Raw genomic sequence first — 19,358 nt, 5'->3', positions numbered from 1 at the left:
ATCTGTGGGTCCGGATCCGAACGCTCGGCTTGGACCTCACTGCGATGGACCCTCGGTAGCCTCCCGGTCCGCGCGCTCCTCGGAGTCTCGAACGAGCTCCGAGGCGCGTCGGCCGACCGCCTGTGCGACGGCGATGGTCACCGTGTGCGGAATGTCTCGCTGGCCAAGCTCGTAACGCCGGAGCGAATTGACATGGATGTTGAGTCGCTCGGCCAGTTCCTCCTGGGTCCATCCCTTCGCGGTCCGCTCGGCGGCAATGGTGCGGCCGAGCGCGATGGTCATGGCGTCCCTGGTGGGGCCTGTGCTTGTGCTCATTGAAGCGATGGTAGCCACATATGGGTTGCGCGGTAACCCGTACAGGGTGATCTAGGTCCGCCAGCCTACCCATATGGGTTGACGCGCCCTCGGGACGCCTGTAGCGTCCTGATCATGCCGGCAACCCATACGGGTGGTTCAGCCACCCTGGCGGGTACCCTCACCCGCCGTCGAAAGGAACTCGACCTCAGCGTCGCCGAGGTGGCGCGACTCGCAGCTCTCCCGCTCACCACGACGCAGCGGCGATTCTTCGACGCAACGGGCATCAAGCACACCGAGCTCGTCGCGATCGCCCGGGCGCTCAAGACTCGGCCGTCCACTCTGCTCGCCGAGGCGGAGGCCGCCGAGGACGCGATCAACGCAGCAGAGCTGGTTTCGGCGTGACCGCCCGCCTGACGGTCGCGGAGGCGGCCGCTGATGCCCGTCGGCATCCGGTGACCGTGCGCAGGGCGCTCGAGGCGGCCGAGCTGCACGGCACGCAGCGCGTCAAGGGCGGCCGCTGGACGATCCGGCCCGAGTGCCTGGACGCCTGGCTCGACCAGGTCCCGTGCCCCCACACGGCGCCGTCCGTGACGGACCTGACCGAGTACCGCGCGGGGAGGACGGCATGAGGTACCGCAGGATGCCGACCTGGCCGTTGTGGATTCTCGCGGTCGCGGGTGTTGTTCTCACGGCCGCAGCGTGCGCAGACCGTCCGGCACGAGGCCTTCCTCTTCTTCTGACAGTCGTCGCCCTCGGGGGAGCCGCACTACTGGCACGCCGGCGGGAGAGGCAGGTAGCCGCTTACGCCGTAGCCATCGTGACAGGCGTGCCCGAGGAGACCTTGCTTCGTCGACTTGACGCAGCAGATCTTCCATCAGTGGACCTCGCTCGTCGAGCGGCAGCCACCGCGCAACCATCCGCCCAGGACGACGGTGACTTCTCGTGACGATCCACGCCCACGCGCGGCTCGTGTCGCCATGCTCGACGGCGAAGACGTGTTCGCTCCACGGGGGAAGCGCCTGCGGAATGAGGAACTTCTCGTGCTCCCCGTCCGGGAAGCCTGGTTCTGCGCCCACGACCCCGATGGCCGGGATATGTGCCGCCGCGTCGCCAGTGTTCGCGAGCTGGAACACCTTCCAGGCCGGCCCGTCCTCGTCTGCGAGCTCGCCGAGGTGCTTGATGCTCAGCCCCGCCCTGGGCTTCTCACGCATGTGCCGGACCTCCTGCACGACGACCACCGCGGCAGCGATGACCGACGTCGCGGCAGGGATCAGCCAGCCCCAGAACCCTTCCCACCACTCCATGCCGGAAATCTACCGGCTCGACCCCGCCGCCTGACGGTCTCAGGCACACGACAAGGCCGCCCCTGCATCGCCAGACACCCGGGACGGCCCCACCGGAAGGAACCATACCAATGGCATCGTTCAACCCCGGCGACCGCGTCCAGGTCGTCGCCGGCCCCCACACCGGCCGCACCGGAGCCGTGGTGGACCTCGGCCTCGGCCGTATCCGCGTCAACCTCGACGGCACGCCGGTCGATGACTGGAACGCCTACTACCCCGACGAGCTCGCGCTCGACCTGGCCATCGAGGGCGCCGAGGCGCTCGGGCAGGGTCGCCCGCTCCCGCGTCGCACGCCGCGCGTGACCCTGGGGCGGTTCTGGGCCGCGCAGGCTGCCGCCCGCCGCTCCCCGTTCGACGCGCCGATCCCCTACGTCCCGGTCCAGGGCCCGGCTTCGTCGGACGGCGTCACGCTGTCGTTCGGGGGTGTGGCGTGAGCGCCGGGTGGGAGCCGCTGACGGCGGCCGACATCGCGGGCGGCCTGCGCGAGCTGGCGGACCTGGTCGAGGAGCACGGAATCCCCGGCCGGCACATCCCGGAACAGGCGCTGACGATCACGGAGATCGTGACCTCGCGTGAGGCCGTTGAGGAGTTCGCCGCGGCCCACGGCCTCCCCGTGCGCCAGAGCGGTACGCACACGAAGGCGGTACTGCCCACGGGTCGGATCCGCAACGAGGGCGAGAACGCGCTGTACGCGGGCACCGTGGGTATGTCGGTCGTGCACATCGCGGACGAGGCCGACGACGCCCCCGCGGTGAACGCCGCACCCGCGCCGCCGCACGTTGCCGCGCCGGAGCCGAAGGTGGACGAGCCCGAGGCGAAGACGTCTGGGGTGGACCTGTTCGAGTGCCCGCAGGACGGCTGCGACTTCGCGATCGGCGCTGCCGGGCCGGTCGACCCGGACAACCCGTACGAGTTCGAGGAGGAGGTCCGCGAGCACCAGCTCTCGCACGAGCAGCCAGACGGCGAGACTCCGCCGGAGTGGTGCGACACGTGCCACGAGTGGGAGGACGGGTGCACGTGCGGCACTGAGCCCCAGGGCGAGCCCGCCGACGTGGCCGAGGAGGACGGCGTGCACCGCGAGGCCGAGCGCTGCGCCTACTGCGGTGGACGCGGCACGTACACCGCGCACGAGCGTTACCCCCAGGGCGGCGGCGGAACGAATAAGACCGTCACCTGCCACTGCCCCGCAGGTCGAGCGGCGACTCCGGCCGCCGTCGACCCGGACGACCCGACGGCGATGGCCGTGCCCGTGATCGGCGACCGCGTGCTCCTGCATGACGGCACCCAGGCGATCGTCGACAGCCGCCACCGCTACCAGGACGGCGACGGCTGGGACCGCCGGTGGAAGGTGAATCCGGTCGACGGGTCGGCGCCGCGACAGGTCACCCTCGACGAGATCGCCGGATACCCCGAGGGCGACACGAACAGGGATGCCCGGTGACCGCCCGCACGAGGATGCCGGCCCCGTCCATCCACGCCGAAGCGCTCGCATCCGCGGCCCACGCGACCGCCGAGCAGGCCGGGAGGACGCCCATCGCGCTGGCATGGGCCGCCCGGGCACGGCGGATCGCCGTCGGGCAGCTCGAGGAGGCCGCCATGTGGCTGGAGGCGCTCGCGGTCCTGGGTGCTCCCGGCGCAGTCGTCGCCGCGGTCCTCGCCGTCGAGCCCGACGCCGTGCCGAGCGACGTCCTGGCCAGCGCCACGCTCGACTACCAGCGTGCGAGCGGGGGTGTCTCGTGAAGACCCGCCTAGACACAGCGCAGACCGGCCACGTCGTGGCCATGGTCGTCATCGCGATGGGCCTCGGCCTCGGGATCGGCCACGCCTGGGGCTCGAGCGTGCCCGACGGCGCCTACATCGTGACCCCGGCCGTGCCCTCGGTCGAGCCTTCGCCGGTTGTGGACCGGCTTGAGCGCGGGGCGGCGTGCCGCTGCGCGGATCGGAGCGTGGACCAGTGAACGCACTCATCGAGGAGGGCCTGCGCGCCGAGCGGAAGCTGCGCGCCCTGGAGGCCCTGGCCGAGGTCGTCGGCGACGCCGTCACCGAGCCGGACTGTCCGCCGGACATCCGCGACGCGTACCGCACCTTCCGGGAGGCGATCGCGTCATGACCCGCCGCGCTGACACCTACTCGACCGCCAGCGTCCTGGTGCTGGGCGGCTGCCTGCTGGCGCTGCTGGGCTGGCAGTTCGCCGGCACGTTCACCGCCTTGTGGGTGGTGGTCCCGTGAGCCTGTTGGAGATCGGGCTGGCCGCCGTCTCGTTCGGCCTGCTGGCCACGGTCGGCGACATGGTCTGGACCGCGTGGAAGACCCGCCCCGTGCCGCGTCACCGGAAGGAGCAGTGATGGCTATCAGGATTCCGCGCTGGTTGCGTCCGCTGGTCGGTCCCGACGAGTGGCGCGAGGACGGCGGTCCCCGCAATCCGGACCCGCTGGCCAAGGTCACGGACGAGGAGCTCGACGCCGCGGTGGCCAAGCTCGTGGCTTCGTGGGCAAGAGCCGCGCAGACGATCGACCGGGTCCACCTCGCCGAGTTCGTCGACCGACTGCGGTCGACGCCGCCGCCCGCACCGCCTGCCGGTGTCCCGGCCTGGCACCCGACCACTTCCCGCCGGATGGAGCAGAGCTGATGTCGACCATGACCACGATCCCCGAGGCTCTCGTCCTCGAGCCCGGCCCGACGGGCGCGGAGCTGCCGCCCGAGCTCGACACCGAGCGCGAACTGCTCGACGCCGTCATGGGCAAGCAGCCGGCCGACCGGATCGCCGCGGCGCTGTACGCGACGCGTACCGCTGATCTGCCGCAGCTCGTGGACCGCCTGGACCGGCCATTGCGTATCCAGCTGCGCCGCACGAGGGACTGGCGCAAGCCCGAGGGCGCCGTGAAGGTCGACCGCACGACCAGGTGGGGCAACCCACTGCGCGTGGAGAAGGGCACGGTCTACGGGCCGCCCTCGTCCGACGTCCGCGACACATGGTCCCGCCCGCGCCGCCTCGAGGAGTACGCGCTGTACGCGTCCTACGGCGGCGAAGACTCACACGGCCGTGCGCTCGGCCATGCGGTCGACGCCTTCGCGTCCTTCATGAACGCCCGTCGCCGCGACGAGCCCGGCCGGTTCGAGGAGTGGATCGCTCCGCTGCACGGTCACGACCTCGCGTGCTGGTGCCCGCTCGGCGAGCCGTGTCACGCGGACGTGCTCCTGGAGATCGCGAACAGCGGTGACGCGTCATGATGCACACCGCCTGCGGCACGGACCTGCCGGCCGACGTCGCCACGGTGACCGTCCACCTGGCCGAGTGCCCGCACGTCGCCCCCGAGCTCGCGGCGTGGTGTCGCGCCATCGTCTCGGCCGTCTCGGATGCGACGGACATCGAGACGCCGCCCGTCTCACCCGAGACGCCGGCGCCGTCGCACGAGACGGCACCCGTCTCACCTGAGACGGCCGACGAGACGCCGCAAGACGCCGAGGCACTGACGCCCGCACGCATGGCTGAGCTGTGGGACGGCGACATGTCTCTGCGAGACATCGGCGTGCTGGCCGGTGTCGCACCCGAGACGGTGCGCCGTCGTATCGCGCGGTGGCGCGCGGGGCAGATCGGTGGGGGTGTCTCGTGAAGCGGGTCAACGCCTGGTGTGACTGCGGCTGGCACGGCTCCTACAAGTCCGAGCCCATGGCAGAGCACGCGCGACGCCAGCATTCCTGCGACAGCTGGCGCGAGAAGCGGGCCAGGGCGCGCCGCCACGCCGAGCGGATGCGGGCCGTGGATCGCACTCCGAAGCCGTGTCTCCACGAGGGTGCCCCGCACGAGCACGGCACCCGCAACGCCTACGTCCTGGACTACTGCCGCTGCCTGCCCTGCAAGGAGGCGGCCATGGCGTACGAGACCGAGCGCAAGCGCAAGCACGCCTACGGGCGCGCCGCAGAGGAATGGACGGATGGCGACGTCGTGCGCGAGCACCTCGCCACGCTGCAGGCGGCTGGGCTCGGATGGAAGCGCATCGCGGGCCTGGCCGGGGTCTCCACGGGCGCGGTGTCGAAGATCCTGTTCGGCGCCAGCCTCGGTGACGGGCGGCGCCGGCCCCCGTGTGTACGCGTGCGCCGGGAGACCGCGGACAAGATTCTCACCGTCCGCCCATCGCTGCACGCCCTCGCGCCCGCCGCGCCCGTGGCTGGCGTCGGGACCGCCAGGCGTGTCCAGGCGCTGGCCGCGCTCGGCTGGTCCACGCCGCAGATCGCCGCACGCTCCGGCGTCGACCGGCAGGCCATCGATCGCGCCCTTCGCGGGCAGGACGTCAGCGCGGCCACCGCCCGCGCCATCGGTGACGTGTACGACCGGCTGTGGGACCAGGCCCCGCCCGAGGGTGACCGGTGGGAGCGAGCCGCCGCCGTCCGAGCGCGTCACCGCGCCGCAGCGTCCGGGTGGGTCCCGCCCGCCGCATGGGACGACGACGTGATCGACGACCCTGCCGCCCAGCCTGCGCGCGCTGAGGGGAGCTCCGGCGCCGACGACCGCCTCACCGAGTGGCTCCACCTGGTCAGGTCCGGCGAGGACCATGGCCGCGCCGCCGACCGGGTCGGCGTCACTCTCGACACCGTCGAGCGCACCGCCTATCGCCTGGGCCGCGAAGACGTCCTGCAAATCCTGACCGCTGCAGCTACCGCCCGCCGCCAGGAGCGCACACACGTCATCCCGACCGAGACCCGTCCGCGCAAGAGGCGGGTGGCGGCATGACGCCCCTGACCCTGGCGCACTCCCGCGCCCACGACCTGCCGCCGCTGTGGGACGGCCGTCGCGTCGAGTGGACGCCGTGGCGCGACGAGCCGCACACGTCGATGGTGTTCCACGCTCCGGCGCACGAGTTCGCGTGTACGGGCTGCGGCTGGATCCGTGATGCCGAGCTGCGCGCCGTCGGGAAGCTCCACCGGGCCCCGGGCGAGACGTTCACGACCCCCGTGGAGCGCCGCACCCGCTCCGGCCACCGCTACAGCGTCAACATCGAGGTGCCGGCCCGCCCGGTCGCACGTCTGCACGTGCGCCGCTGCCCCGGCTGCGGCCTGGACGAGGTGACCGACATCGACACCGGCGAGGTGTGGGACCTCGAGGAGTCCGACTACACCGACGCCGGCTCCTGGCCCGAGGCCGTCGCGGTACAGGGAGCGCTGTTCTGATGCCCACCCTCACCCCGCCCGCCGTCGACGAGACCCTCACCGACACCGTCGACCTGACCGCCGAGGTCCCCTGCTCCACCGGGAAGCGGCAGCGCCCCTGCCCGCGCCCCGCGGTGTGGATCGTGTACCCGCCGTGCGGGCACCCGGCTCCCTCCTACGAGGTGCACCGTCGCTACCTCGACGCCTGGTGCGCCTCCCACCCGACCCGCATCGCGTCGTGCAACGACTGCCAGGCGCGGGTCCCCGACCCCATCGACTGGAGGCCCCTGTGACGACCACCCGGGCCCGCAACCGCGTCATGTGCACGATCCACGACCAGACCAACCCGTGCGCCGGCTGCGCCTCCGACCACCTCGCCGCCGCCCACGCCCCCGGCGATCACCTCGCCACCTGCCGCCGGTGCCGCGCCGCCTGCCGCAAGCCACGCACCACCCCGCCGACCTACCAGCCGCCCCCGATGCCCGACTACGCGGCGCTCGCGGCCGGCGACGACACCGACTACGACCTCGAGGAGGACGATGACTGGTGAGCACCGAGACCACACCCGCCCTCGAGCGGGGCGCCCAGGCCGTCGTGAGCGCGGTCTCGGCCAGAGCCGCGCACGTCAGCCCCCGACTGGCCGACGAGATCGCCCGCGGCGTTCTCGCCACCGCGCTCGACATCGACGAGATGGCGCGGGCGATCTGCCCGCTCATGCATGCGTTCGAGGATGCCCCGTGCATCGGGTGCCGCGAACGTGCCGGCGCCCTCCGCACCGCCATCGTGGGCAAGGAAACCTGATGGTCACGAAGCTGCGCCACATGACCGGCGCTCGCGGCGACGTCGTCACGCTCAACACCGCCACGGCGTGGGACCGGATGTGGGCGAAGGTCCCGCACATCCGATTCGGGGACCCGTGCCACGACTGCGGCACGCCGCTGGCACCCGCAAGCCGCCGCTGGAGCAAGGACACCTTGCCGCCCGGGGTGCGCAAGCACGCCGGGAACGGGCTGTGCGGCCCATGCACCAAGGGGCGCGACCGGGAGCAGCCCGGCTGGCGCGACGCCCTCAAGGCGGCGTCATGACCGGCGCTCGCAGCCCGGCGCTGGTCACGGCTGCGGAGTTCCGCGCGCAGGTCGCCCGGGACATGTCGGAGGACACGTTGCTGGCGAACGTCCGGAAGCTGGCCCGTGAGCTGCGCCTGCTCGTCTACCACACGCACGACTCTCGCAAGTCCGAGCGCGGCTGGCCCGACGTCGTCCTCGCCTCCGCGGACCGCGGGCTGCTCCTGGTCCGCGAGCTCAAGGACGAACGCCGCAAGGTCACCGACGAACAGGCCGACTGGCTCCACCACCTGCGCGACCTCGGCATCGACGCGGACGTGTGGCGTCCCCGCGACTGGGTGTCCGGCCGCATCGAGAAGGAAATGACCACCATCAACAGGAAGCGACCCACCCATGTCTGACGACACCACCACCGCCCCGATCTCCGACGAGGCATCCGAGGAGATGGAGCTGCTGCTCGCCGCGATCTACGCGTGCGCCGGCCGCCTGGACAAGGACGAGCTGACCGACGACGCCGGCGAGCCGCTGCGCATCATCGGGAACGAGATCGAGGACATCCTCGGCCTCGATGTCCAGCTCGATCAGGGTTTCCTGCTCGAGCGCGGGCAGGAGTACGCCGAGACCGGCGGCCTCGGCCTCGCACACGCCGTCGACCTCCACATCATGCCCACCACCGTCGTCCGCGACCGCCTCGACGACGTCGACCTGGCGGGCGTGCTCGCCGCGCACCACACGAAGGGTGTCGCCGTCGAGGGAGACCGCGTACGACGCGTCATGTGTGTCTGCGGCTGGGACACGACGGAGGACCCGGCGCAAACGGCGCGCGACCGCCACATCGCCGACGTCGTCCGCGCCGCGCTCCTCGGGGAGGCGTGACCGTGGCCGACACTGCCCGGCCGCCTCGGGCTCGCTACGACTGTGACCCCATCCGCCCCACCCATGAAAGAGAGCACCACGATGGCACTGACCAAGCGCAAGGTCCTGCTCGACCTGGTCGACCCCGAGTCGCCCACGTTCGCGATGCCCAAGGAGGACGAGGGCATCGGCCTGTACGGGCCGCCGGAGTTGTACATGTCGCCGGCCGATCACCGGGCGATGGGTGAGCCGAGCGAGGTCACCGTCACGATCGAGCCGGGCGACAAGCTGAACGGTGACCAGGCGTGACGGGCGCTGGGGCGCCGAGCGTGAAGATGCTGCGGGAGCGACTGTGCGCGCAGCAGGGGGCCGCGAGCGTGCAGGAGTCGCGGATCTTCCAGGCGTTGATCGACCTGTGCGACGTGCTGCGCCCTCTGGGCCCCGACGGGAAACACGGCGGCCGGCACACGCCCCTGTGCGGCTGCGACGACGACGTGCGCGTCGTCGAGCAGGTCATCACCCCGGACCTGTCTGGCCTTCGATCCCGGCTCCTCCAGTTCGTTCCAGCTTCGCCGCCGAGCTTCACGGTGCTTCCGGTGTCGGTGCAGGACGTCGACGAGGCGATCCGTGACGGCCTCGCGGTGGAGCGGCACGGGAACACGATCACGCTCGGCACGGAGCCGGCTGCCCGCGCGGTGTTCGCGCTCTTGGAGGAGCGCGGTCTCCTCACCGGGCAGTCGCCCGAGCTGCCGCGCGAGTCGACGCTGGACGCCTACGTCGAGCACGCGGTGCCGGACCATCAGGCCCCGCAGATCGGGTTCGGCAGCTTCCAGCCTGGGCTGGGGAGTGCCCGGTGACGGCCGCCGACACGACGCCCAGCCCGCCTCTCAGGGTTCAGCTCCTCGCGCTCATCCCGGCTGGGTACGAGGAGGACGGCCACTTCGGTGTCACCGCGGCGGAGGTGCGCGACCTCGTGCGGGAGGCCGATCGACTGCACGCGGCCAACGCGGACCTGCTGGAGTACCTGCGCGCCGCGAGTCACCGCCTGGAGCTGGTGCGGGCTCAGGCGTCGCGGGTGCAGGACCTGTTCCGCTGGCTCGAGTGTCACGAGGCTGTCGTGCCCGACCTCGGCGACGTCGACGGCGAGGAACAGCCGTGCAACGGGATCGCTGTGGCCTGGCGCATCGAGCCTGACGTCCAGGAGACGTACCCCGTATGCATCGAGCACATCCGGGAGCCGATGGCGAGCCTCGCGCAGCTGCGCGCCGCGCTCGACGGCGGGACGGAGGCGGACCGTGGCTGACCTCTCGGGCGTCTCGACAGAAGACCTCGCCAACGAACTGACGCGCCGGAACGCGCTCCCTCGGTGCCGCTGCGGGCGCTGGCAGACGTACCTGGGCGCCTACGACAGCGACGGCTACACGGTGCGCTGCCACGGATGCCTCCGGGCGATCGCGAGGTGCACCTGTGGCTGAGCGAGCCGGCCGAGGAGCCGACGACCTACACCCCACCCAGAGCCGCGACAAGCACGCCGAGGTGGCGCACATGCTCGCGGACCTCATCGGCTGCTCGTCCGCCTACGACTCGACGTATGACGCCTGGCTGGTCGTGGTGAACGACTACGACCGGCTCGACGTGACCATCGACTTCCTGGAGACGGCCGACCGATCGCCGTCGCAGGAGGTCTATCGGCTGACCATGGAGCGTGTGAAGTGAGCGAGTTGATCGCCGACGAGATCGTGGAGGCGCTCGGTAGGCGTCGGTACGAGGACATGGTCCGGCTCGACAAGTACCCGGAGAACTGGCCCGCATGGGAGGACTTCCACGGCGACCTCAAGGAGCGCGTGACCGAGGGGGTCCGCGCCGATCTGGAGACCGTCGCGCCCCTGATCGCCGCGCGGGCGCTGGAGGTGGCGGCGGACGACTGGCAGCGAGGCGAGTGGGCGGACGCACCGCGACGCTTCGACCCCGCGCAGGAGCGGATCGCCACAGCCCAGCACGTCACCGAGTGGCTGCGGGCACGCGCGGCGTCCGAGGAGAGAGGGAAGTAGATGCACATCCCCGAGCTCGCGATCACCTACGTCGTCGTCTGGGACGACCTCGGCATCGTGAAGGTCGGCCGCGCCTGGCGGATGCACAGGCTGCGCCGCCTGGCCGCGACCGGCGGCCGGGTCGTCGTCGCCCAGCGGGGCACGTCCAAGCACTGGGAGAAGGGTGCCCTGGAGGCGCTCGCGGAGGCGGGGTTCGTGCGGGCGTTCGCGTCGGCGGATGAGTCGCGGGATGTGCTGCCGAACGGCCGGGGGTACACGGAGTGCTTCCGGGTGACGGCGCAGACGTACCAAGCAATGTTGAGAGCGATATTTGGGGGGTTCGGTCGTGGCCGTGACCAGCAGGCAGCGGAGCGTTCCGCCATCGATGTTCAGCGACGAGGAGCTGTTGGAGCTCCCGCCGGAGGTGCGGTTGACGGGGTTGGGCCTGCGGTTCTACGCGGACGATCACGGGCGGGGGTCGGCGAATCCGACGTTGATCAAGGCGCAGCTGTGGCCGTTGACGCCGGCGGTGGACAACGACGCGATCGACTTTCACCTCGTCGCCCTGGAGGACGCCGGGTACCTGCAGCTGTACGACGTCGACGGGCGCACGTACTTCGTGCTGGCCGAGTGGCCCAAGACCGACCGGGCACAGCCTTCACGCATACCGCCCCCGCCGTCGGGCGATGCCACTCCCGACACCGTCGATTCCTCTACACAGACCCTCGCGACATCCTCGCGAGCGGCTCGCGAGACCCCCGCGGTAGTGGGGGGAAGGAAGGAAGAGGGGGAGGAAGGAAGGGGCGGGGGAGACGGCGGCAGGGGCGCGGCGGGTGGTGCTGGGAGGACGCTCGCCGATCTGGCCGGTACTGCCGAACCCAGCCCGTTCTGCTCGCGGCACCCGATCGGTACCGAGGACAAGTGCGGGCCGTGTGGTGGGGCCAGGAAACGGCACGAGGCGTGGGTCAAGGCGCAGGTCGACCAGGAGAGCGGAGGGGCGGCATGACCAAGAGCGCGATGGAGATGGATCAGCTGTGCATGGTGGAGGACTGCGACCGGGGGGTCCCGGACACGGCGTACGTGTGCCCCCAGTGCGGGGATCGGCTGCGCCGGCTGCTGGATGGGCTCGTGGACCGGCCGGTCGCGCGCCCGCACGTTCAGCAGCGGGTGGCGGGCAGCTCGTTCGAGACGGAGTCGGTGCCCACCGGCCTGCCGGAGATCGATCCCGGGCTGGCGACCCAGCTCGTGGAGACGATGGCCAACGTGTCGACGTCGGTCCGCGCCATCGGCCGGCTGCCCTACAGGTACCAGACGGGCGAGGCGCGGTGGACGCTGCGCGACGCTATGACCGCGGTGGCCGACGAGATCGCCCGCACCCGTGGCCTGTTCCGGCCCCTGGACACCATGCAGGCGCTGGCGACGTGGCTGTCCACGCAGATCGATTGGATGCGCCACCAGCCCTCGGGCGGGGACCTGATCGGGGACCTGACCTCCGCGGTACGGCAGGCGGTGCGCGCGATCGACAATGCGCCGGCGCGGGTGGCGATCGGGGCATGCGACGCGACGATCGCCGACGAGGAAGGCGCATCCGTGGAGTGCCAGGCGCCGCTGTACGCCCGCGAGGGCGACGTCGAGATCGAGTGTCCCCGCTGCGGGACCACCCACCGCACGGCGGAGACGTGGGACCGGATGCTCGCCCGGTCCGAGGACCTGCTGCTGACCCGCATGGAGATCGTGCGCGCCCTGGCCGGGTTCGGCGTCAACGTCTCCGAGAAGCGCCTCGAGCACTGGGCCGCCCGAGGCCGGCTACCGCGCCGCGGCATGTCCACCGGCCGCCCCGCACGCCCGCTGTACCGCCTGGGCGACGTGCGAGACCTGCTCGGCCAGGCCGAGAACAGCCGGACCAGCGCATGAGCACCGACGTATGCCCGCATGGCAGCCCGATGGATGTGATCGTGGGTTGGGACGGCACCACACTCGACGTCTGGTTCGTGAGCGGCCCGGTTCCACCCGCCTGCTGCAGAGAGCCGGACCAGGGAGGGACATACCCGCTACTACGGATCAGCGGCAGGAAGGACGAGCGCATGACCATCACCGAGTTCCTGGCGGCGCGGCTCGACGAGGAAGAGTCAGTGGCGCGAGACATGGCGCACCAGGTCATGATGGGGCGCCCGATGCTGCAGATCCGCGGAGGCGGTACTGGAATTCGGGCCCTGGTGGACACGGATCGCATCCTCGCTGACGTCGCGGCCAAGCGGACGATCGTGGAGATGATGGATGACCCACGCCGAGACACCTACGAGATCCACGCCGTGCTCGTCGAGCTCGCACGCCCGTACGCCGAGCACCCGGACTTCGACCCTGACTGGAGGGCACAGTGATCAGGCTCAAGATCGATGCGAGGAAGGTGACCGGGCTCGCCGCCTGCCTGGCATCTGTCGGTGTCGCGACGTCCCGCCGTGTCGAGCAGGCGGTCGAGCACGAGAAGGCGCTCGCGGCGCTCGCGGCGGTGCTTGGCCCGCGTGGTGTGGAGCTGGCGTTGGAGGAGGTGGCGCGGCGTGAGGAACTGTTCCGTCAGGGCTTCGCTCGGTCGCCTCGGCAGTCGGCGGACGCGCGTCTCGCTGCGCTGCAGTCGGTGCTCGATGATGTGGCGGTAGCGCGGTGGGTGCCATGAGCATGCTCGACGACGTCCGGTTCTGGGCACAGGTGTACGAGGACTCACGGCGTACGCTCATCGTCCCGCCCGACCTGGAGTCGCGGGCGGTCGAGACGGTCAAGGCACGTGGCCTCGAAGGCATCGTGACCGTCAGGGTGTCCCGCTGGCTGCCCGCCGGGATGGTCTTCCTCATTGACGAGCAGGCGCTGGAGGCCAACCTGCGGCAGGCGGTGCACCGCAGGCCGACACTCTGACGGCGCGTGGCTGGTGGCGTGGTGTCGGTGGTGGGGAGTACTGTGTGCCACAGTGAGCCGTACTGGCTCGAAGGCCCGGACACCATCAGGTGCCGGGCCTTCGCCGCACCCGGGGGTGAGCATGGCCTGGAGGGTGTGCTCCCGCCCGGGGTGCCCCACCCTGCACGAGGGGATCGGGCGGTGCCCGGACTGCCGGGCTGCCGGGGACCGCGCAAGGCGGCCGACCGGAAACCCGTACAGCAGCAAGGGGCACCGCACCTTCCGTGAGGGGGTGCTGGCCAAGCACCCCCGGTGCGTGTGCACCGGTGAGTGTGGCCGGCACGACGGACTGTGTGCCCGCCGCTCGACGGTGGCTGACCACTGGCCGCGTGAGCGGGCCGAGCTGGTGGACGACGGCCTCAACCCCGACGACCCGCAGCGCGGCCGCGGTCTGTGCGCGTCGTGTCACGGCGGAAAGACCGCGCGAACGCGGCCTGCTGGCTTCAACGACCGCGTCTGAATGGCGCGCGAGTCCGCGCGCCGGCGCCGTGGCCTGCGGGGTGGGGGTGCCCCCCTCGCCCCGGGCCCGCCGTACCGCCGGGGAGGGCTCTAAGAAGTCTGTCAGGTTCAAACAATCCCGGAAACCGCCGCTGACCTGCGGCGATGACCGGCAACGGGCGTGTGCGCAAGGCCTCGCCCGACCACCACTGACGCCGCGCAAGGCGGCCGAGGAGGAGCAATGCGCATCCGAGTTCTGCCCCTACCGCCCGAGAGCGTGGGCGGCGTCACCGCGGCGCCGTACGGCGTCGTGTTCGACATGCTCACGTCGCACGAGGCGGAGACCGTCGCCGACCAGGCGGAGAGCCTGCGGAACACGATGGGTGCGCGGTTCGTCATCTGCGCGACGACGCCCGTCGACCTCGACGGGCTGGTCGTCGACGCCGACCTCGACGAGCTGCGGGAGACGCTGGGCGCTCGCGGCATCAAGGTGGCCTGAGCCATGCCCCGCGGGGGAGCACGGGTCAACTCTGGGCCGCCGCCGGACCCGAACGCGCTGCGTCGTGACCGCAAGGACGACAAGGCCGGCTGGATCAGCCTGCCGTCCGAGGGCCGGCAGAAGCCGGCCCCGGAGTGGCCGCTGCCGCCGGTGACCGTGTTCGGCGACAGCGACGAGGCCGAGACGCGCCGGATGGAGCTCGGCGAGCGTGAGCTCCAGCTGTGGGCCGAGATGTGGGCCAAGCCGCAGGCCGTCATGTGGGAGCGCCTGCGATGCGCTGACCGGGTGGCGCTGTACGTGCGCCTGCAGGTCCTGGGTGAGCGCACGGGCGAGAAGCAGAAGTTGTCCGAGGCCCGGATGATCGGGGACCGGCTCGGCCTGGACCCGGCCTCGATGCTGCGTCTGCGGTGGAAGGTGGTGACCGACGAGTTGGCCGAGCGGCGCTCGCGGCCGGTGCCGGCGCCGCGGTCGAACTCGGTGCGTGACCGTCTTCGTTCGGTGAACGGTGGCGCGTGAGAGGAGGCGCCCGCAACCGCTGAGTGTCGCCCTGGAGTGGATCGAGGCGCACTGCGTGGTGCCGGACCGGCTCCGGGCGGGTGCGCCGTTTCGGCTGTACGACTACCAGCTGCGCTACCTGGCCGCCTACTACATGGTGCGGGCGGGCGCGAAGTGGGTGCCGGACGATCCGGTGCTGGGGCCGGCGTTCGTGAACCGTCGCGGCATGCTCGTGGCGCCGCAGAAGGTCGGCAAGTCGCCGATCGAGGCGGCGCATTGCCTGCTGGAGGGCGTCGGGCCGGCGCTGTTCGGAGGCTGGGCGGGCGCCGATGACGGGTACGTGTGTGCGGAGCACGGCTGCGGGTGTGGCTGGGAGTTCGGGTATGAGCCGGGCGAGCCGATGGGGATGCCGTGGGCGACGCCGCTGATCCAGATCACGGCGACGTCCGAGGACCAGGTCGGGAACGTGTACGACGCGTTGCGCTCGATGGTGGAGCTCGGGCCGCTGGGCGACCTGGACATCCGGCCCGGTGAGGAGTTCACGCGTCTGCCCGGGGACGGGCGGATCGACGCGGTCACCTCCTCGGCCAAGAGCCGTTTGGGTCAGCGGGTGACGTTCGTGGTCCAGGACGAGGTCGGGATCTGGACGCGGGCGAACAAGATGCTGCAGGTGGCCCATACCCAGTGGCGGGGCCTGGCGGGCATGGGCGCGCGGGCGTCGATGGTGACCAACGCGTGGGATCCGTCGGGAGACTCGGCGGCGCAGAAGACGTACGAGGGTGCGGAGAAGGACGTCTACGTCCAGTTCCGGCAGGCGCCCAAGTCGCTGGCGTACGAGAACAAGTCCGACCGGGCCAAGATCCACCGGTTCGCCTACGAGGACGCCTCGCGTGCCCGTGGCGGGCATGTGGACCTGGACGGGATCGAGGCTGAGGCCCGCGACCTGATCAACGCCGGCGAGATCGCGCAGGCCGAGCGGTTCTTCGGCAACCGGCTGCACCCGGGCGCGGGCGCGTGGCTGCCGGCCGGGGCGTGGGAGGACGCGTATGCCGGCGCCAGGTAAGCGCCCGCCGTGGCGGGCGAACCCGCCCCGCGGCACGAGCGTGTGTGGCGGGTTCGACGGGTCGGAGAACGACGACATCACCGGCATCAAGTTGGAGACCAAGGCCGGCTACATCTTCACGCCGCGCTACGGGCCGGACCGCCGCCCGGCGATCTGGGACCCGCGCGAGTGGGGCGGCACGATCCCGCACGACCAGGTCGACGTCGCCTGGGATGAGATCTGCGGCCGGTACGACGTGCTGCGCGTCTACAGCGACCCCGGGTTCCGCGACGAGCTGTCGTGGGAGTCGGACATCGAACGGTGGGCGACGAAGCACCCGGACCAGGAGGGCAAGCCGCGACGGTTCATCTCCTGGCAGATGTCGGGCTCGGCCCGCTACGGCGCGGTGTATGAGGCGCTGCGCCGCTTCGAGGCGGACCTGTCCGGCGGGTTGATCACGCAGGACGGCTGCCCGATCACGGCCACGCACATGGCCAACGCCCGCAAGGTGGCCCGTACCGGTGAACGGTACGGGCTGATGAAGCCCGAGCGGCACCAGAAGATCGACATGGCGGTGACCAGCGTGCTCGCGCACGAGGCGGCCTCGGACATGCGGGCCGCCGGCTGGCCCGAGCGACGCCCGACCAGGGTCTACACGGCCCGTTCCACGCGCAGGAGGTGAGCATGACCCAGACCCCCACGATCACGGCGGACCAGGTGCTGGAACTGGCGCGCCTCCTGGCGGACAAGATCCAGGCGCGGCGCCCGAACGTGGAGACGGCGACGCGGTACTACCGCGGCGCCGAGGGGCGTATGCGGTTCGCCTCGGACGAGTTCAAGGAGTACTTCGAGAAGCGGTTCGTCGGGTTCTCGGACAACTGGTGCGCGCCGGTCGCCCAGGCCCCGATCGAGCGCCTGGGCTATCTGGGGATGCGGCTGGCCGGGGAGCGTCGCGCCGACGTGGAGCTCGAGCGCACGTGGGATCGGAACGACGCGTTCGGGAAGCTGAACGAGGCGCTGATGATGATGACGATCGCCAAGCGCGCCTTCGGGCTCGTGTCCCCGCACAACGGTGGGCGTCTCACGTTCGAGAACCCCGACTCGGCGGCGGTCACCTACGACGCGACCACGGGTGAGCGTCGTGCCGGCCTGACGATCACGCAGGACGACACCCACCAGTACGCGCAGCTGCTGCTGCCGACGATGTCGTTCTCCCTGACCCGCAAGAAGGCCGCTGTGGCTGACGGGGACCGGTACGTGCCCCCGGACGTGGACTGGACGTTCAACCCCGACCGGGAGCAGGGCACCACGAATCCGCTGGGCGCGGTGCCCCTGGTCGAGATGCGCAACCAGGCCCTGCTGGACAACGACCCGATCAGTGACATCAGCGGCGTCATGCCGATGCAGGACTCCATCAACCTCGTGTGGGCGTACACGCTCAACTCGCTGGACTACATCAGCTTGCCCGGCCGCGTCATCACGAACGGCCAGATGCCCAAGGAGGACATCAAGGACGAGGCCGGCAACAAGATCGGGGAACGTCCCCTCGAGCTCGACTCCCTGATCCGCGACCGCGTCGCGTGGCTGGAGGGCCAGGGCATCCAGATCGGGGAATGGACCGCCGGCAGCGTCGACGGGTTCGTCAAGGTCATCGAGCTGGCCGTCGCCCACATCGCCGCCCAGACCCGCACCCCGAGCCACTACCTCCTGTCCGCCTCCGACAACGTCCCGGCCACCGGCTACGACCTGGCCGAAGCGGGCCTGGTGTCCAAGGCGAACGAGCGCATCGGCTACGCCCAGCCGGCCGTGCGCGAGCTCAACCGGCTCCTGGCCGTGGCCGGCGGTGACACGGCCCGCGCCGAGAAGATCGCAGTTGGCAAGGTGCTGTGGCGCAAGCCCCAGTTCCGCTCCGAAGCCCAGCTCGTGGACGGCCTGCTGAAGCTGCGGAACATCGGCTTCCCCATGGAGTTCATCGCCGAGGAGTACGGCCTGGACCCCGAAGAGGTGCGCCGCGTCATGGACATGATCCGCCGCGAACAGGACGACCCGTACCTGGGCCTGCTGGGCGAGAAGAACGCCTCAGCGGTAGCCACCACGAGCGAGGCCACTGATGCCAGCGCTGCTCCAGAGCCTGCCGCCGTCGGCTGAGGCGTACGGCGCCGCACAACGCGCCGAGATCGGCGCCGCGGTGGCCGCCCTCCTCCGGGTCTGGCGGCGCATGAGCGGCGACGACCTGGACGACTCCTGGCTCGCCCTCGCCCCCCGCATGCTGCAGATCCTCGACCTCGCCCAGGAACGCGTGACCGCCGGATCGCTGCAGTTCATCCCCACCGTGCTCGACCAGACCGGACAGACCGTCCGGGAACCCGAGTACGCCGTCGCACCTGCCACCCTGGCCGGCACCGCCGGCGACGGGCGACCCACCGAATCCCTCATGTACGGGGCCGTCACCCACACCAAGACCGAAATCGCCGCCGGCGCCACCATCACCGCGGCGCTCGCGGCCGGGGGGAAGTTCCTGACCACGGCGGCCGGCACCGTGTTGTCGGATACGGGCCGCACGGCGGAGAAGATGGTCGGCCACTCACGGCACGTGACCCGGTATGTGCGGATGCTGTCCCCGCCCTCGTGCGGGCGCTGTATCCAGCTGGCCGGGGAGTCCTCGGCCAGGACGGCGTTCCAGCGTCACCCGCGTTGTGACTGCCGCTCGATTCCGGTCACGGAGTCGGTCGCCGGGGACTTCACGGTCCACCGGCACGCCTACCTCGACAGCCTCGACGATGCGCAGCTGGCCAAGGCGCTCGGTTCGAGAGCGAACGCCCGTGCCTACCGTGACGGCGCCGATTTCGACCAGCTGATCAACGCCTACCGCAAGGGAGTCCGGTCCGCGCAGGTGTATTCGGAGCGGATCACGTACACCACCGAGGGCACCACGGTGCGCGGTGTCGCCTTCCGGGCGATGGATGCGGCGGGGCTGGCCGGGCGGGTGCAGCGCACGGCGGGTGAGCGGTACCGCCGCGCCACGAGCTTTCGGTTGATGCCCGAGACGATCTACTCCCGCGCGGCGACTCGTGAGCAGGCGCTGTCGATGCTGCGCACCTACGGCTGGCTGCGCCCGGATCAGCCGATCTTCCGCGTCACCGGCGGCGTCGCCACGCGCGTCCGCTGAACCTCCCCCGTGCCGCCGCAAGGGCGGCC

The 19,358-nt window shown here is 71.3% G+C and carries 38 protein-coding genes; 36 read left to right on the top strand and 2 right to left on the bottom strand.

What is annotated here, in order from left to right:
• Positions 1-36 precede the first annotated feature (36 nt).
• Complete coding sequence (locus ACYVK5_RS13260; protein ID WP_460705669.1) at positions 37-315, bottom strand: helix-turn-helix domain-containing protein; 279 nt, start codon at positions 313-315, stop codon at positions 37-39.
• A 114-nt stretch (positions 316-429) separates the two neighbouring features.
• On the opposite strand from ACYVK5_RS13260, the gene ACYVK5_RS13255 reads away from it, so the two are divergent.
• Positions 430-699, top strand: coding sequence for a hypothetical protein (locus tag ACYVK5_RS13255; protein WP_460705666.1), 270 nt, complete (start codon positions 430-432; stop codon positions 697-699).
• Positions 696-926: a helix-turn-helix domain-containing protein gene (locus ACYVK5_RS13250; protein WP_460705664.1), complete on the top strand. Its 231-nt coding sequence runs from the start codon at positions 696-698 to the stop codon at positions 924-926. The genes ACYVK5_RS13255 and ACYVK5_RS13250 overlap by 4 nt, the downstream gene beginning before the upstream one ends.
• 57 nt (positions 927-983) lie before the next feature.
• Here ACYVK5_RS13250 and ACYVK5_RS13245 read toward each other — a convergent pair whose 3' ends face one another.
• Positions 984-1,601, bottom strand: a complete 618-nt coding sequence (locus ACYVK5_RS13245) for a hypothetical protein (protein WP_460705662.1) — start codon at positions 1,599-1,601, stop codon at positions 984-986.
• A gap of 110 nt (positions 1,602-1,711) precedes the next feature.
• Here ACYVK5_RS13245 and ACYVK5_RS13240 point away from each other — a divergent pair, with 110 nt between their 5' ends.
• The 34 genes from ACYVK5_RS13240 (at position 1,712) to ACYVK5_RS13075 (ending at position 19,329) form a co-directional block, all read left to right on the top strand.
• On the top strand, positions 1,712-2,074 hold the full coding sequence (locus tag ACYVK5_RS13240) for a KOW motif-containing protein (protein WP_460705660.1): 363 nt from the start codon (positions 1,712-1,714) through the stop codon (positions 2,072-2,074).
• Complete coding sequence (locus ACYVK5_RS13235) at positions 2,071-3,081, top strand: hypothetical protein (protein ID WP_460705658.1); 1,011 nt, start codon at positions 2,071-2,073, stop codon at positions 3,079-3,081. Before ACYVK5_RS13240 ends, ACYVK5_RS13235 begins: the two co-directional genes overlap by 4 nt.
• Positions 3,078-3,380 carry a hypothetical protein gene (locus ACYVK5_RS13230; RefSeq protein WP_460705656.1) on the top strand — a complete coding sequence of 101 codons (303 nt, stop codon included), beginning with the start codon at positions 3,078-3,080 and terminating at the stop codon, positions 3,378-3,380. Before ACYVK5_RS13235 ends, ACYVK5_RS13230 begins: the two co-directional genes overlap by 4 nt.
• Positions 3,377-3,598, top strand: coding sequence for a hypothetical protein (locus tag ACYVK5_RS13225; protein ID WP_460705654.1), 222 nt, complete (start codon positions 3,377-3,379; stop codon positions 3,596-3,598). Before ACYVK5_RS13230 ends, ACYVK5_RS13225 begins: the two co-directional genes overlap by 4 nt.
• Positions 3,595-3,750, top strand: a complete 156-nt coding sequence (locus ACYVK5_RS13220; RefSeq protein WP_460705652.1) for a hypothetical protein — start codon at positions 3,595-3,597, stop codon at positions 3,748-3,750. The genes ACYVK5_RS13225 and ACYVK5_RS13220 overlap by 4 nt, the downstream gene beginning before the upstream one ends.
• Positions 3,747-3,869, top strand: coding sequence for a hypothetical protein (locus ACYVK5_RS13215; RefSeq protein WP_460705650.1), 123 nt, complete (start codon positions 3,747-3,749; stop codon positions 3,867-3,869). Before ACYVK5_RS13220 ends, ACYVK5_RS13215 begins: the two co-directional genes overlap by 4 nt.
• Positions 3,870-3,984: 115 nt before the next feature.
• Entirely contained in the window at positions 3,985-4,269 is a 285-nt protein-coding gene (locus ACYVK5_RS13210) for a hypothetical protein (protein WP_460705648.1), read from the top strand.
• The gene (locus ACYVK5_RS13205) at positions 4,269-4,871 is read left to right on the top strand and encodes a DUF4326 domain-containing protein (RefSeq protein WP_460705646.1); all 603 of its coding nucleotides are present in this window, start codon (positions 4,269-4,271) and stop codon (positions 4,869-4,871) included. Before ACYVK5_RS13210 ends, ACYVK5_RS13205 begins: the two co-directional genes overlap by 1 nt.
• Entirely contained in the window at positions 4,868-5,254 is a 387-nt protein-coding gene (locus tag ACYVK5_RS13200; RefSeq protein ID WP_460705644.1) for an AsnC family protein, read from the top strand. Before ACYVK5_RS13205 ends, ACYVK5_RS13200 begins: the two co-directional genes overlap by 4 nt.
• Complete coding sequence (locus ACYVK5_RS13195) at positions 5,251-6,372, top strand: hypothetical protein (protein WP_460705642.1); 1,122 nt, start codon at positions 5,251-5,253, stop codon at positions 6,370-6,372. Before ACYVK5_RS13200 ends, ACYVK5_RS13195 begins: the two co-directional genes overlap by 4 nt.
• Positions 6,369-6,809, top strand: a complete 441-nt coding sequence (locus tag ACYVK5_RS13190; protein ID WP_460705640.1) for a hypothetical protein — start codon at positions 6,369-6,371, stop codon at positions 6,807-6,809. The genes ACYVK5_RS13195 and ACYVK5_RS13190 overlap by 4 nt, the downstream gene beginning before the upstream one ends.
• Positions 6,809-7,081, top strand: a complete 273-nt coding sequence (locus ACYVK5_RS13185; protein ID WP_460705638.1) for a hypothetical protein — start codon at positions 6,809-6,811, stop codon at positions 7,079-7,081. The genes ACYVK5_RS13190 and ACYVK5_RS13185 overlap by 1 nt, the downstream gene beginning before the upstream one ends.
• Positions 7,078-7,338, top strand: a complete 261-nt coding sequence (locus ACYVK5_RS13180; protein ID WP_460705636.1) for a hypothetical protein — start codon at positions 7,078-7,080, stop codon at positions 7,336-7,338. Before ACYVK5_RS13185 ends, ACYVK5_RS13180 begins: the two co-directional genes overlap by 4 nt.
• The gene (locus ACYVK5_RS13175) at positions 7,335-7,589 is read left to right on the top strand and encodes a hypothetical protein (RefSeq protein WP_460705634.1); all 255 of its coding nucleotides are present in this window, start codon (positions 7,335-7,337) and stop codon (positions 7,587-7,589) included. Before ACYVK5_RS13180 ends, ACYVK5_RS13175 begins: the two co-directional genes overlap by 4 nt.
• Positions 7,589-7,873 (top strand): hypothetical protein, encoded by a 285-nt coding sequence (locus ACYVK5_RS13170; RefSeq protein ID WP_460705632.1) that lies wholly within the window; start codon positions 7,589-7,591, stop codon positions 7,871-7,873. The genes ACYVK5_RS13175 and ACYVK5_RS13170 overlap by 1 nt, the downstream gene beginning before the upstream one ends.
• Complete coding sequence (locus ACYVK5_RS13165) at positions 7,870-8,253, top strand: VRR-NUC domain-containing protein (RefSeq protein WP_460705630.1); 384 nt, start codon at positions 7,870-7,872, stop codon at positions 8,251-8,253. The genes ACYVK5_RS13170 and ACYVK5_RS13165 overlap by 4 nt, the downstream gene beginning before the upstream one ends.
• Entirely contained in the window at positions 8,246-8,728 is a 483-nt protein-coding gene (locus tag ACYVK5_RS13160; protein WP_460705628.1) for a hypothetical protein, read from the top strand. The genes ACYVK5_RS13165 and ACYVK5_RS13160 overlap by 8 nt, the downstream gene beginning before the upstream one ends.
• A 63-nt stretch (positions 8,729-8,791) precedes the next feature.
• A complete protein-coding gene (locus ACYVK5_RS13155) occupies positions 8,792-9,016 on the top strand; it encodes a hypothetical protein (RefSeq protein ID WP_460705626.1) in 225 nt (74 codons plus the stop codon).
• Positions 9,013-9,564, top strand: coding sequence for a hypothetical protein (locus tag ACYVK5_RS13150; RefSeq protein ID WP_460705624.1), 552 nt, complete (start codon positions 9,013-9,015; stop codon positions 9,562-9,564). The genes ACYVK5_RS13155 and ACYVK5_RS13150 overlap by 4 nt, the downstream gene beginning before the upstream one ends.
• Complete coding sequence (locus ACYVK5_RS13145) at positions 9,561-10,010, top strand: hypothetical protein (protein ID WP_460705622.1); 450 nt, start codon at positions 9,561-9,563, stop codon at positions 10,008-10,010. Before ACYVK5_RS13150 ends, ACYVK5_RS13145 begins: the two co-directional genes overlap by 4 nt.
• Entirely contained in the window at positions 10,003-10,182 is a 180-nt protein-coding gene (locus tag ACYVK5_RS13140) for a hypothetical protein (protein WP_460705620.1), read from the top strand. Before ACYVK5_RS13145 ends, ACYVK5_RS13140 begins: the two co-directional genes overlap by 8 nt.
• Entirely contained in the window at positions 10,175-10,423 is a 249-nt protein-coding gene (locus tag ACYVK5_RS13135; protein WP_460705618.1) for a hypothetical protein, read from the top strand. Before ACYVK5_RS13140 ends, ACYVK5_RS13135 begins: the two co-directional genes overlap by 8 nt.
• Positions 10,420-10,758 (top strand): hypothetical protein, encoded by a 339-nt coding sequence (locus ACYVK5_RS13130; RefSeq protein WP_460705616.1) that lies wholly within the window; start codon positions 10,420-10,422, stop codon positions 10,756-10,758. The genes ACYVK5_RS13135 and ACYVK5_RS13130 overlap by 4 nt, the downstream gene beginning before the upstream one ends.
• Before the next feature lie 331 nt (positions 10,759-11,089).
• Positions 11,090-11,743 (top strand): hypothetical protein, encoded by a 654-nt coding sequence (locus tag ACYVK5_RS13125; protein WP_460705614.1) that lies wholly within the window; start codon positions 11,090-11,092, stop codon positions 11,741-11,743.
• Positions 11,740-12,651 (top strand): hypothetical protein, encoded by a 912-nt coding sequence (locus tag ACYVK5_RS13120; RefSeq protein WP_460705612.1) that lies wholly within the window; start codon positions 11,740-11,742, stop codon positions 12,649-12,651. The genes ACYVK5_RS13125 and ACYVK5_RS13120 overlap by 4 nt, the downstream gene beginning before the upstream one ends.
• A 170-nt stretch (positions 12,652-12,821) precedes the next feature.
• On the top strand, positions 12,822-13,118 hold the full coding sequence (locus tag ACYVK5_RS13115; protein WP_460705610.1) for a DUF6221 family protein: 297 nt from the start codon (positions 12,822-12,824) through the stop codon (positions 13,116-13,118).
• Entirely contained in the window at positions 13,115-13,411 is a 297-nt protein-coding gene (locus tag ACYVK5_RS13110; RefSeq protein WP_460705608.1) for a hypothetical protein, read from the top strand. The genes ACYVK5_RS13115 and ACYVK5_RS13110 overlap by 4 nt, the downstream gene beginning before the upstream one ends.
• Positions 13,408-13,647: a hypothetical protein gene (locus ACYVK5_RS13105; protein WP_460705606.1), complete on the top strand. Its 240-nt coding sequence runs from the start codon at positions 13,408-13,410 to the stop codon at positions 13,645-13,647. Before ACYVK5_RS13110 ends, ACYVK5_RS13105 begins: the two co-directional genes overlap by 4 nt.
• A 718-nt stretch (positions 13,648-14,365) precedes the next feature.
• Entirely contained in the window at positions 14,366-14,623 is a 258-nt protein-coding gene (locus tag ACYVK5_RS13100) for a hypothetical protein (RefSeq protein WP_460705604.1), read from the top strand.
• Positions 14,624-14,626: 3 nt separating this feature from the next.
• Positions 14,627-15,139 carry a hypothetical protein gene (locus ACYVK5_RS13095; RefSeq protein ID WP_460705602.1) on the top strand — a complete coding sequence of 171 codons (513 nt, stop codon included), beginning with the start codon at positions 14,627-14,629 and terminating at the stop codon, positions 15,137-15,139.
• Positions 15,129-16,181: a terminase gene (locus ACYVK5_RS13090; RefSeq protein WP_460705600.1), complete on the top strand. Its 1,053-nt coding sequence runs from the start codon at positions 15,129-15,131 to the stop codon at positions 16,179-16,181. The genes ACYVK5_RS13095 and ACYVK5_RS13090 overlap by 11 nt, the downstream gene beginning before the upstream one ends.
• Positions 16,165-16,842, top strand: a complete 678-nt coding sequence (locus ACYVK5_RS13085) for a terminase (protein WP_460705598.1) — start codon at positions 16,165-16,167, stop codon at positions 16,840-16,842. Before ACYVK5_RS13090 ends, ACYVK5_RS13085 begins: the two co-directional genes overlap by 17 nt.
• A 2-nt stretch (positions 16,843-16,844) precedes the next feature.
• Positions 16,845-18,308, top strand: coding sequence for a phage portal protein (locus tag ACYVK5_RS13080; RefSeq protein WP_460705596.1), 1,464 nt, complete (start codon positions 16,845-16,847; stop codon positions 18,306-18,308).
• Positions 18,271-19,329, top strand: coding sequence for a hypothetical protein (locus ACYVK5_RS13075; RefSeq protein ID WP_460705594.1), 1,059 nt, complete (start codon positions 18,271-18,273; stop codon positions 19,327-19,329). The genes ACYVK5_RS13080 and ACYVK5_RS13075 overlap by 38 nt, the downstream gene beginning before the upstream one ends.
• The last annotated feature ends 29 nt before the right edge of the window (positions 19,330-19,358 follow it).

This window comes from Myceligenerans halotolerans, assembly GCF_054782975.1.
This window is presented reverse-complemented; position numbering and strand designations above follow the sequence as displayed.